Here is a 12,649-nt window from a genome sequence, read left to right as displayed (position 1 = left end):
AATTCCAAACCTAATGTCATGATTAGTAACGTGCAATGACGGACAAAATATCCTGCTGCGTTTTGGCATTGAGTAAGGCTTGTACATCGTTATCGTTATCGAACAACTCAGCGAGTTGAGAAATAGCCTCGATGTGGCTAGTACTGTCTGTCGCTGCTAACACTATGAGTAGTTTTACTGGATCGTTACCTTCAGCATTAAACGTGACACCCTCAGTAATGACGGTTAATGCCAGAGAGAGCTTATTCGCCCCTTCTTCAGGTCGGGCATGTGGCATGGCAATACCTGGGCCGACCACATAATAAGGACCGATGGCTTCATGGGAGCGATAAATCGCCTCGACATACCGAGCTTCAATTGAGCCATTATCAATGAGTGGCTGACATGAGATCGCAATGGCATCACGCCAATCTTTTGCTTGGCTGACCACTTGAATGACGTCTGGCGTTAACAGTGTTTTTAACATGATATTGATGACTCCCGATGACTGTTAACGTGAGAGTAGATATTAATCACTGCTGTGAATGTGACGAATGTCTCAATTGATAGCGCTACCTGATAGCGCTATCAAAATTTGTGATAGCGCTATCATTTGTCACGCTATCTGCTTTGGCGATCGCCCAATATGCCCTATACAATGTAATGTATTGTCGAAGCCCGTTCGAAAGGGACATACTTGATTCCCGCAGAAAATTTAATCCGGCGAGACATTTTAATCAGGCAGGAAATGAGCATGGAAAAACCGCGTAAGCGCCGTAATACTGGGCGGGTCACACTACAGGAAGTCGCGAATTACGCCGGAGTAGGGTCGATGACTGTTTCCAGAGCGCTACGCACGCCGGAGCAGGTTTCAGACAAATTACGTGAGAAAATTGAGCAGGCGGTTGAGGCGCTGGGTTATATCCCTAACCGTGCTGCCGGTGCTTTGGCGTCAGGGCACAGTGATACCGTTGCCGTTTTAATCCCTTCGTTAACCGATAAAGCCAGCTCTCGCTTTATGCAGTCGTTACAACAGATTCTAAATAAAAATGAGTTTCAGCTTCTGTTGGGATGCCATGAATATAATCAGAACAAAGAAACCGAAATATTGATGACGTTGCTGCAAAGTAACCCCGCGGCAGTGGTGATATTTGGCTCTCAGCTGGCAGATAAAACCTATCAACTCCTCGAACGGGCGAATATCCCAACGGTCAACGTCGTGGGTTCTTATTTCAAGGGGGCCAAGATTACGTTGGAGGCCGCTTTTCTTGAGTCTGCCTATGAGTTAAGTCGCCACTTGTTGGCGCAAGGTTATCAGCATATCGGTTTTATCGGCGCGCATATGGATAACCGCCTGCAACGTCAGCAGCTCAATGGTTGGCATAAGGCGATGCTGGAACATTATAAGAATGCGGATCAAACCGTCACCACACCTGAGGCCGCCAGCTTACAGTTTGGCCGTTATGCGCTGACGGAGATGCTACTGCGCCAACCTGAATTGGATGCAGTGATCTGTAGCCATGAAGATGTCGCGCTGGGTGTGCTGTTTGAGTGCCAACGGCGGCTCTTAAAGATCCCCACGGGTATTGCGGTAGCCTGTTTGGACGGTTCAGACAGTTGTGATCAAACTCACCCGACACTGACTTCGATGCGTATTGATTATAAAAAGATGGGCAAAGAAGCGGGCAAAATGCTGATTGATTTGCTGGATAATGATGACGATAGCGACGCGGATGAACCGGTAAGCCTGAGTTTTAGCTATAAATTCGAATTGCGGCAAAGTACTTGATAGCGAAGGAAAACCGCCCCGAAGGGCGGTTACCGGGCTTACTTGCCTGATGTGTTGATTATGACCGTAATAGAGTTGTTGAAAATACTCCAACCCCCACTAGCGGATGTTAACAACGCACCAAATACAACGAGCACAATACAAAAGTATCGTTTCATCGCGCGGTCCATGCTCAGACCGCTTCACACCAGTACCATCGGTGATACTACCGTGAATACAAGCGCTGGGTTGCACTTGCTTTTACGGTCATTGGATATCCTTTCCTCAAACCGATGCCCGCTTGCTTAAGACGGCGAAAAGGCCCGCCGCGATTGTATACTAAAGTACCTCTAGCAGATACTTGACAGTGGGGAGTAACTCCCCCAAACTGCGTGGGCTGGGTTGCACTTGCGTTACGTTAGTCGCTGTTTTTAGCCGCTAACAACCCTGCTGGAATGGCCGCTTACCGGACCAGCGCAAAGAAACCGCCTCTATGGCGGTTTTTTTGTTAGTGCGCTCGATGGATCAAGTCTTAGCACAAATAAAAACGCCAGCACTGAGCTGGCGTTGATGTTTTAACCTCTCAATCTGTCGATTAAGAAGCGTCAGCCTGAGCTGATTGAATCGCTGTCAGTGCCACGGTATAGACGATATCGTCAACCAATGCGCCACGGGACAAGTCGTTAACTGGCTTACGCATGCCTTGCAGCATTGGCCCGATAGAAATCAGGTCAGCAGAACGTTGTACCGCTTTATAGGTGGTGTTACCGGTGTTCAAGTCAGGGAAGATGAACACAGTCGCTTTACCTGCCACTGGTGAGTTTGGCGCTTTGGATTGAGCCACATCTGCCATGATTGCCGCGTCATACTGCAACGGACCATCGATGATAAGATCTGGGCGTTTTTCCTGTGCCAGACGAGTCGCTTCACGCACTTTCTCAACATCGCTACCCGCGCCGGAATTACCGGTCGAGTAAGAGATCATTGCTACACGCGGCTCAATACCGAATGCTGCTGCAGAATCAGCGGACTGAATCGCAATCTCAGACAGTTGCTCGGCCGTTGGGTCTGGGTTGATCGCGCAGTCACCGTAAACCAGCACTTGGTCAGGCAGCAGCATGAAGAACACAGACGACACCAATGAACTGCCCGGTGCGGTTTTGATCAACTGTAACGGTGGGCGGATCGTGTTTGCGGTGGTATGAACGGCACCGGAAACCAGGCCGTCAACTTCGCCTTTCTCCAGCATCAAAGTACCGAGAACCACGTTATCTTCCAGCTGTTCGCGCGCCACCACTTCGGTCATGCCTTTGCTCTTACGCAGCTCAACCAAACGTGGAACATATTGTTCACGCACAGCAACCGGATCGATGATTTCAACGCCTGCGCCTAACTCAACACCTTGAGCAGCAGCCACACGTTGGATCTCTTCTGGGTTACCCAACAGCACACAAGTCGCAATACCGCGTTCAGCGCAGATAGACGCTGCTTTAACAGTACGTGGCTCGTCACCTTCTGGCAGGACAATGCGCTTACCGGCTTTACGTGCTAACTCGGTCAGCTCATAACGGAATGCTGGTGGAGACAGGCGACGTGAACGCTCAGATGTGGCACTCAGAGAGTCAATCCACTCGCTGCTGATATGGCTAGCAACGTAGTTTTGCAGCTTCTCAACACGCTCATGGTCATCGGCTGGGACTTCCAGATTGAAGCTTTGCAAGCTCAGGGAAGTCTGCCAAGTGTTGGTATCAACCATAAAGACGGGCAGGCCAGTTTGGAAGGCACGAGCACACAGGCTGTTGATACGGTCATCAATGTCATAACCGCCAGTCAGCAGGATGGCACCAATCTCAACGCCATTCATGGCGGCCAAACAGGCAGAAACCAATACGTCAGGGCGGTCTGCTGAAGTCACCAACAGAGAGCCTGGACGGAAGTGTTCCAGCATATGTGGGATACTGCGGGCGCAGAATGTCACAGATTTCACGCGGCGAGTGTTGATATCACCTTCGTTAATAATGCGAGCATTCAAGTGCTTCGCCATATCGATAGCACGAGTTGCAATCAGCTCGAAGCTCCATGGCACACAACCTAGAACAGGCAGCGGACTATTGGCAAACAGCTGTTTCGGATCGATATTCGCCACGCTGGCCTTGGTGGAATCATCAAAGATTTCAGACAGGTCAGGGCGGGTACGGCCTTGATCATCAACTGGCGCGTTCAGCTTGTTAATGATAACGCCGGTGATGTTTTTGTTTTTGCTGCCACCGAAGCTAGAGCGAGCCAGTTCGATACGCTCTTTCAGTTGGTCAGGTGAATCATTACCCAATGCAATCACAAACACGATTTCTGCGTTCAGGGTTTTAGCGATTTCATAGTTCAGCGCATTGGCAAACTGATGTTTGCGCGTTGGGACTAAACCTTCAACCAGCACCACTTCAGCGTCTTTGGTGTTTTCGTGATAGCGAGCAACGATTTCTTCCATCAACACGTCTTGCTGGTTAGAACTCAGCAAGGTTTCCACGTAACCCATGTTCAGTGGCTCAGCAGCTGTGATGCTGGAGTTTGCGCGGATAATGGTGGTGGTTTGGTCAGGTGCATCGCCGCCAGCACGTGGCTGTGCGATTGGCTTAAATACGCTTAGGCGTACACCTTTTTGTTCCATGGAGCGGATGACACCCAAGCTGACGCTAGTTAAACCAACGCTGGTGCCGGTAGGGATCAACATTATTGTACGGGACACGGCTAAACCTCTTTAAGGTATATTCTTCGCCCTTGACGTTACTGGGTCATTAACAGCGTTCGTTCACCCGAATCGCTCACCTGTCGTCGCACGACCTTAACGGTAGAACAACGACATTTAACGATAAGCTCATCGGGGTTTATCCGCCAGTTGCCTACCTGTAACGCCAATTACTTTAGATATAAATTTACTTTGGATATAAATTTACTTTAGGTAAATAAATACTGTTTACGCAGTTAGACGCGCTGCGTCTTGTGCGATAACCAACTCTTCGTTCGTTGGGATCACTAACGCCAGACGGCTGCCATCTTTAGTGATGGTGCCTGATTTACCAAAGCGCGCTGCCAAGTTACGTTCGTGGTCAATTTCAAAGCCCAACAGGCCCAGTTTGTCCAACGTCAGTTCACGTACCATTGCAGCGTTCTCACCGATACCACCGGTGAAGATAACGGCATCCAGACGGCCATCCATCAATGCAGTATAAGCACCGATGTATTTTGCCAAACGGTGGCAGAAGACATCCATGGCACGGCGTGCATCGGCTTTGGTTTCGTAGTTATCTTCGACATAACGGCAGTCACTGGTGACTTCAGTCAAGCCCAGCAGACCTGATTCTTTGGTCAGCAGCTTGTTGATTTGATCAACGCTCATCCCCATTGAATCATGCAGATGGAAGATGATAGCTGGGTCGATATCACCACTACGGGTACCCATTACCAGACCTTCCAGCGGCGTCAGACCCATAGAGGTATCAACACATTTGCCGTTACGTACCGCAGTGACTGAACCACCGTTGCCCAAATGGCAGGTGATAACGTTCAGTTCATCCATTGGTTTGTTCAGGGTTTTAGCGGCTTCTTGGCTCACATAGAAGTGGCTGGTGCCGTGTGCGCCATAACGACGGATACCGTGATCTTTATATAAGCTGTACGGCAGGGCGTAGAGATAAGATTCTTCCGGCATTGTCTGATGGAAAGCAGTGTCGAAAACGGCCACATTTTTATCCGCCAGATTCGGGAAGGATTTCAATGCTTCAGCGATACCGATCAGGTGAGCAGGGTTATGCAGTGGTGCAAACGGGATGGAATCTTTGATACCCTGAATAACTTCGTCGGTAACGATAGCTGATGCAGTGAATTTCTCGCCGCCATGTACAATACGGTGACCGATTGCAGTCAGTTGAGCAGAAAGCTCTGGTTTTTGTGCCAGAATAGTATTAACAATGAAATTCAGTGCTTCGCTGTGTGCTGCACCAGCACCCAATGCTGCTTCCTGTTTGCCACCATCAATTTTCCATTTGATGCGGGCTTCAGGCAGATGGAAGCATTCGGCTAAACCAGAGAGGTGTTCTTCACCGTTGGTCGCGTCGATGATAGCAAATTTTAAGGAAGAGCTACCGCAGTTAAGAACCAGTACTAGCTTACTCGACATGGAAGTACCTATTTAGAATCGTGTCCGGCAGTTGTTTTTTGCGAAAAATGATTTGGCATCAAACAGTGAAAAACACGTGGTTAATAAAACGTCAATCTGTCCAAAAGCGTAGCGCAAATTGGTGTCGACATTAATGATTAACATCATGCGATAGCAAAAAAGCATGATGACGAATAAATCGCGTTTTAAACGTTAAGCGCAAACGTTAAATCCTGGTGGTCAAAAACGGGAGCGATTTAACAAAATTGATTTATTTACCGCTAAAAATTGACATATTTATGGTCATATTCTACCGGCCAAAAGGCCGAGCTAGGATACCGATAGCGTCGCTTAAAAACAAAATATATTTAACAGACTAATTTTTAGTTTGTTCGTTACAAAGAAAATTTTAATTTTTGCTTGTGAAGTTGAGGTGAGCCATGACAACAAAACCTTCTGATACCCACGGTTGGTTTCAGGTACTCCAGCGCGGTCAGCACTATATGAAGACTTGGCCTGCTGACAAACGCCTGGCCCCAGTATTCCCAGAAAATCGCGTGGCAACCGCGACACGTTTCGGCATTCGCTTTATGCCGCCGCTGGCCATCTTTACGTTGACATGGCAGATAGCGCTCGGTGGGCAATTGGGCCCCGCCATTGCCACAGCACTGTTCGCCTGTGGTTTACCCCTGCAGGGATTATGGTGGTTAGGTAAACGTGCGATTACGCCGTTGCCGCCGACTTTATTGCAATGGTTCCATGAAGTGCGTAACAAGTTAGCTGAAGCAGGGCAGGCTGTTGCCCCTGTTGAACAAACCCCGACTTATCAATCGTTGGCGGATTTGCTGAAACGTGCATTCAAACAGTTGGATAAAACGTTTCTTGATGATCTTTAGCCATAAAGGAATAGCTGCGCTAAATCCCCTGTCAAATCAAAGTATGGGCTAAGCCTGTGTGCGATGATTTCCGCATTATTTATGTCTTAGGAGTTTAATGATGGATATGACTAACGCCCAACGTTTGATTCTCTCGAATCAGTACAAGATGATGACCATGCTGGACCCAGAAAACGCTGAGCGCTATCGCCGCCAACAGACTATCGTCGAGCGCGGCTTTGGTTTGCAGATGCGTGAACTGGACCGCGATTTTGGTGAGATGAGCGAAGAAACTTGCCGTACCATCATTAATATCATGGAGATGCATCACGCGCTGCAAGTCTCTTGGGGGAACCTGAAAGACAAACAAGATTTAGATGAGCGCCGGATTGCATTCCTCGGTTTTGATGCCGCGACAGAATCTCGCTATCTGAGTTATGTGCGTTTTATGGTGAATACCGAAGGGCGCTATACCCATTTTGACTCTGGTACACATGGCTTTAATTCCCAAACGCCAATGTGGGATAAATACCAACGCATGTTGGTTATTTGGCAATCGTGCCCGCGCCAATACCATCTGAGTGCGGTTGAGATTTCGCAAATTATCAATGCCTGATTTGGCAAGCTGAAACGATAAGGTTATTCGCGATGGGTTGAGTCATGGTTTGCTTAATGGCGACTTATTTCAGTGCTCTTAATTCATTGCGAATTGCTTTTCAATGTGTTGATTTACTCAATAAATGATTGACTGACGAGGATGTGCTTGTGGAGTGTAAAGGTTTTCTTTTTGATTTGGATGGGACGCTGGTCGATTCATTACCTGTTGTTGAGCGAGCTTGGATTGGTTGGGCAAACAAACGCGGTATCAATCCATCGGAAGTACTGGATTTCATCCATGGAAAACAAGCCATTACCTCTCTTCGCCATTTCATGCCGGGCGCTAGCGAGTCAGAAATTGAAGCAGAATTTCTCGCATTAGAACACGTTGAAGCGAATGACACCGACGGTATAAGAGATTTGCCGGGGGCGGTTGCGCTGTTGGAACGGCTGAACAATTTGTCTATTCCTTGGGCGATTGTGACTTCGGGTTCTGTGCCTGTTGCCTCAGCGCGCCGTGCTGCGGGTCATTTGCCAGAGCCTAAAGTTTTTGTCACGGCTGAACTGGTCAAGCATGGGAAACCTAAGCCTGATGCTTATTTGCTAGGAGCTGAGCGTTTAGGGTTGGCACCAGAGGATTGCATCGTGGTGGAAGATGCTCCAGCTGGGATTCTGTCTGGGTTGGCAGCAGGCTGTAAAGTGATTGCCGTGAATGCGCCAGCAGATACACCAAAACTTGATCAAGTTGATTTGGTTCTCAGTTCACTTGAGCACATTACTGTTGAAAAGACAGCGAATGGTGCGGTAGTTCGCTTTATTGGCTAATCATATTGGTTGAGCTGGTTATCGAGAGCGCCTGATGGCGCTCTCAGACGGCTGACAAACCGACTTTCTTGCACCGTGATTGGCAGGTTGACTGCACCGATCGGTGCGATCCATTCGATACATTTCCCCGCCCTACAACTTTTGCCTGTTAATGAGAAATTGATTGCGTGAGGAGAGGGGGCAGGCTCTCTTCCAGACTGTGAAGGTTTTGTGGTTTGACCCGAATAATCCCACCTCGTGGGCTATCAATATCGGCGACGAGCATAAAAGAGAATGAAATCACTAACGGTAATATCAAGTTCATTATCTTGCCATTTTTACCCTGCTTGGAACCATAACCCACTAGCGCACAGCTACACACCGCAATAATTGACATCAATGCCCAAGCAGCCAACGGGATCCTGTTCCACCATGCCGCCTGGGTATAACCTGCTGAATTCAAAACATCATTCATCCCCGAAACCACTAATGCCCGGATGGGGTCTGGGCGTTGGTTTACCGGCAGCAGCAATTCTGCCCACAGGGCATTTTCAATCTGGTTAGTCTGGTTATTCACGGCCGTCAATTGGATGGCATCTCTGGTGGTATAAAACAGGATCCGTTGATCAAGGTAATTGACTAGCAGTGCTTTGGTCGCGTTTGCTGAACTGGTCGGTAGAAAATCAGCACGTAGATATTCAGTCCCAATAGCATTGGCCTCCGCCTCTTCATAGTTTTTACGCAAGTCGTAACGATTGATAGCCATTGAAAAACTGAAGCCAATAATCAAACCCAGTAATGTTAAGGTCGCCCCTTGAATGACATTAAAATTTTCACGGACATTATCCTCCAAATCCCTGCCTCGTCGAAAAAAAGCCTGACCAACATGGGCAGAACCTGACAATACAGCGAATGAAAGCAGAAAAAGAATAATCGGATAGTCTGTGATATTGCCCATTTACTGTTCCTGTTGGCCGCTCATAATTCAATATTATCAGTATAGTCAGCCGCTTAAATGTCGTTGAATATCCAAATAATTCAGTGAAGCTTTTTTTATTGGCGAGTACTTCATCACATCATCAGCGAACTTTTTTTCAAAAAATAGACAATTAATGCAGTCATAGGATGGTAACCGCATAAATTTACAGTCATTATTGATCTCGGACAGCGGTCGCCGATGAGTTTAATGCTTTACTGCTAAAACCGGATATTTCCTTTCACTTTTTGCCAACGAGGCTATTTTGAACAGCGAATTACTGTGGGTGTTGACACTACTTCTGATCGCTATTGTGTTGTTTACCACCAATAAATTGCGAATGGATGTTGTGGCTTTGTTGGTGATCATCGCCTTTGTGATGAGTGGCACTTTGACCCTCGGCGAAGCAACTAGCGGATTCAGCGACCCCAACGTGATATTGATCGCGGCGTTGTTCGTCATCGGTGAAGGCTTAGTGAGGACTGGCGTTGCTTATCAGGTCGGCGACTGGCTAGTGAAAGTGGCCGGTCACAGTGAAATAAAAATGCTGGCGCTATTGATGGTGACCGTCGCGGGCCTTGGTGCGTTTATGAGTTCCACCGGTGTCGTGGCAATATTTATTCCGGTGGTCCTGAGTGTGGCCAACCGGATGAAAATCTCCCCCGGTCGATTAATGATGCCCCTGAGTTTTGCGGGTCTGATAAGTGGCATGATGACGTTGGTAGCGACGCCACCTAACATGGTCGTCAACAGTGAATTATTGCGTGAAGGCATCAAAGGGTTTGGCTTCTTCGGTGTTACCCCCATCGGTATTATCATTTTACTGATGGGCGTGGGTTATATGTTAGTTGTCCGCCGCTGGTTGGGGGGCAAGCAAGAACACTCAGAAAAGGAACAATGGAAACGTCGCACCTTCCGTGATCTGATCCGTGATTATAAACTGACCGGACGCGCTCGCCGTCTGGCTATCCGTAATAATTCTCCGCTTATTGGCCGTTCACTTGATGAGCTGCACCTGCGCGCCCGCTATGGTGCGAATGTGGTGGGGATCGAGCGTTGGAAGCGATTTCGGCGAGTGATGGTCAGCGCCACCAGTTCTTCGGAGCTGCATGAAAACGATGTGCTGCTGATTGACATGTCCGACTGTGATATCGATTTACGCGAGTTTTGTACCGAGCAAATGTTAGAGCCGTTGGTGCTACGCGGTGAATATTTCTCAGAACAGGCCCGCAACGTTGGGATGGCGGAAGTTTCGCTTATTCCTGACTCTGCTTTATTAGGCAAAAGTATTCGTGAGGTGACCTTCCGAACGCGTTATGGGCTGAATGTCGTGGGTATGCGGCGTAACGGTAAGGTGCTGGAAGGTAAGCTCGTTGATGAAAAGTTACAGTTTGGCGATATCTTGCTGGTGATTGGTGACTGGAAATTGATCCGTCAATTGCAGCAAAAGACCCGTGATTTTATCGTTCTTAATCTCCCCGCCGAAGTGGATGAAGTGGCACCGGCCATTTCTCAAGCGCCTCATGCACTATTCTGTCTGGCACTGATGGTCGCTATGATGCTGACGGATGAGGTGCCGAATGTGATTGCCGCGCTGGTGGCCTGTTTGTTAATGGGGCAATTCCGGTGCATTGATATGGAGAGTGCTTATCGCTCAATTCATTGGCCGAGTTTGATTTTGATTATCGGGATGATGCCTTTTGCACAGGCATTACAAAAAACCGGCGGGGTAGATTTGATTGTACGGGGCTTAATGGATGTGGCCGGTGGAATGGGGCCGCGCGTGATGTTGCTGTGCTTATTTGTGCTCTGTGCCACGATTGGCCTGTTCATCTCTAATACGGCAACAGCTGTACTGATGGCCCCTATTGCGATTGCCGCTGCCCGCGAAATGGCACTTTCCCCGTATCCGTTCGCGATGATCATTGGTATTGCGGCATCGGCCGCGTTTATGACGCCCGTTTCATCACCGGTTAATACCTTAGTTTTAGGCCCTGGTGGCTACAAATTTGGTGATTTTATCCGCATCGGGGTGCCGTTTACGTTGCTGGTGATGGTCGTGAGTGTGATGGTCGTGCCAGTGTTGTTCCCGTTTTGATTATCCTCAGCCCTTGGCGTCACAGGGGCCTTAGCTGAGCTGGCCCCTTTATCGCGGATGAATAGGGCCAGCTCAGACGTGTTTTGCGATCCAACCCTAACACCCCAAATGATGGATGACTGATCAATTTAGAGAATCATCAGTCTAGAGAATCGAGGCTGATCTCATCGAGTGACAGGCTAAAACTTGGCACGAAGACTTCCATAAAGTAATCCATCTCAGGGCTTTGGCGCAGGGCGAGGGTTTTCTCTAATCGCACTTTAGCTTGAATGAACTCGTTATTCCCTGCGGATAGCTCTTCTAGACATTTGAGGTAAGCACACAGTGCATCGGCTTGTTTAACCAACGCTTTTTCTTCCTCGCTATAATAATGCTCATCCAACAGGCACCGAAAATCATGCTGTAACTCTTTTGGCAGCATTTCGATCAGCTTCTGCTGTGCCACTTTTTCTATTTTTTTATATTCATGGGCAATCTGCGGATTGTAATACTTGATTGGAGTCGGTAGGTCACCGGTAATCACTTCGCTAGCATCGTGATACATCGCCAACAATGCGATGCGATCGGCGTTGAGATTGCCATTAAATTTACGGTTTTTAATGATAGCTAGTGCATGCGCGACAAATGCCACCTGCAAGCTGTGCTCAGAAACATTTTCAGTGCGGACATTGCGCATTAGCGGCCAGCGGTTGATGAGTTTCAGGCGGGATAGGTGGGCGAAGAAATGACTCATGATTTTCTCTCTTTTGTTCTTTCGGGGCAGGCAATAGGGGGTAGTTTATCAGATTGGGTTTCAGTTGATCGGATCTGGTTTCGGTTGAGGACTGGATCTAGTTTCGGTTGATAGTCGTTCGGTGTTTACCTGAACCTCGCAGCCTCAACCGAGCAGGAGGGCAGGCCGGCCCTCCTGCACCAGCGGCTTGCGCGAAATATTGTGGCTTCGCCATTCCCTCCTACAGCATGCCGGCTTATCGAACCGGCGCTGACTCGCTCCCAGCTCGACAGCCCCTTTCGCCGCGTCCATGCGGCTCATTCGGCCTGCAATCTTTGTCGGCAATTTTTCTGATTGCGCTCAAGGTCAAAAGACCCAAGACCCAAGACCCAAGACCCAAGACCCAAGACCTAAAAGTCATGGTGTTGACCTTGAAGTTTAAAAGCACATTTGAGCTGCCGAATGAAGAGAGAAGGCAAGGAAAACGGGCAGGACGCCCGCTTTAGGCGCCATGAGCAGGGATGCGAATAAAGCCGTCCGTCAGCCGAAACGATGAGTGAGGGAATCCACGCAGTGGACAAGCGATGCGTGCGCTAGCGCGGGGGCTCCAAGGGGGTCACGCGCTTGTGACCCCATTGGCGGTTGAGTCATCAGAGCCAAAGTGAACGCCTAACTCATGTCAACCGA

Annotated in this window: 10 protein-coding genes; 5 read left to right on the top strand and 5 right to left on the bottom strand. The window is 48.6% G+C overall.

Annotation, left to right across the window (positions count from 1 at the left end):
- Nucleotides 1-22: 22 nt before the first annotated feature.
- Complete coding sequence (locus DA391_RS15395) at nt 23-466, bottom strand: PTS sugar transporter subunit IIA (protein ID WP_019209310.1); 444 nt, start codon at nt 464-466, stop codon at nt 23-25.
- Between the two features lie 267 nt (nt 467-733).
- On the opposite strand from DA391_RS15395, the gene DA391_RS15390 reads away from it, so the two are divergent.
- Entirely contained in the window at nt 734-1,768 is a 1,035-nt protein-coding gene (locus DA391_RS15390; protein ID WP_050082522.1) for a LacI family DNA-binding transcriptional regulator, read from the top strand.
- 574 nt (nt 1,769-2,342) lie between these two features.
- Here the strand turns inward: DA391_RS15390 and pta are convergent.
- Nucleotides 2,343-4,475: a phosphate acetyltransferase gene (gene pta / locus DA391_RS15385; RefSeq protein ID WP_172986942.1), complete on the bottom strand. Its 2,133-nt coding sequence runs from the start codon at nt 4,473-4,475 to the stop codon at nt 2,343-2,345.
- A gap of 243 nt (nt 4,476-4,718) precedes the next feature.
- A complete protein-coding gene (gene ackA, locus DA391_RS15380) occupies nt 4,719-5,921 on the bottom strand; it encodes an acetate kinase (protein ID WP_050286547.1) in 1,203 nt (400 codons plus the stop codon).
- 419 nt (nt 5,922-6,340) lie between these two features.
- Here ackA and yfbV point away from each other — a divergent pair, with 419 nt between their 5' ends.
- The 3 genes from yfbV (at nt 6,341) to DA391_RS15365 (ending at nt 8,197) form a co-directional block, all read left to right on the top strand.
- Nucleotides 6,341-6,796, top strand: a complete 456-nt coding sequence (yfbV, locus tag DA391_RS15375) for a terminus macrodomain insulation protein YfbV (RefSeq protein WP_050082528.1) — start codon at nt 6,341-6,343, stop codon at nt 6,794-6,796.
- A 100-nt stretch (nt 6,797-6,896) separates the two neighbouring features.
- Nucleotides 6,897-7,391, top strand: coding sequence for a YfbU family protein (locus DA391_RS15370; RefSeq protein WP_019209315.1), 495 nt, complete (start codon nt 6,897-6,899; stop codon nt 7,389-7,391).
- Nucleotides 7,392-7,540: 149 nt separating this feature from the next.
- A complete protein-coding gene (locus DA391_RS15365; RefSeq protein WP_050082532.1) occupies nt 7,541-8,197 on the top strand; it encodes a sugar phosphatase in 657 nt (218 codons plus the stop codon).
- Between the two features lie 148 nt (nt 8,198-8,345).
- Here DA391_RS15365 and DA391_RS15360 read toward each other — a convergent pair whose 3' ends face one another.
- Complete coding sequence (locus DA391_RS15360; RefSeq protein WP_050874801.1) at nt 8,346-9,134, bottom strand: hypothetical protein; 789 nt, start codon at nt 9,132-9,134, stop codon at nt 8,346-8,348.
- A 283-nt stretch (nt 9,135-9,417) separates the two neighbouring features.
- Here DA391_RS15360 and DA391_RS15355 point away from each other — a divergent pair, with 283 nt between their 5' ends.
- Entirely contained in the window at nt 9,418-11,250 is a 1,833-nt protein-coding gene (locus DA391_RS15355) for an SLC13 family permease (RefSeq protein ID WP_050082535.1), read from the top strand.
- 139 nt (nt 11,251-11,389) lie between these two features.
- Here DA391_RS15355 and yfbR read toward each other — a convergent pair whose 3' ends face one another.
- Nucleotides 11,390-11,983, bottom strand: a complete 594-nt coding sequence (yfbR, locus tag DA391_RS15350) for a 5'-deoxynucleotidase (protein WP_049611283.1) — start codon at nt 11,981-11,983, stop codon at nt 11,390-11,392.
- Between the last annotated feature and the right edge of the window lie 666 nt (nt 11,984-12,649).

Source organism: Yersinia massiliensis, from assembly GCF_003048255.1.
In the GTDB taxonomy this organism is placed as follows: Bacteria; Pseudomonadota; Gammaproteobacteria; order Enterobacterales; family Enterobacteriaceae; genus Yersinia; species Yersinia massiliensis_A.
This window is presented reverse-complemented; position numbering and strand designations above follow the sequence as displayed.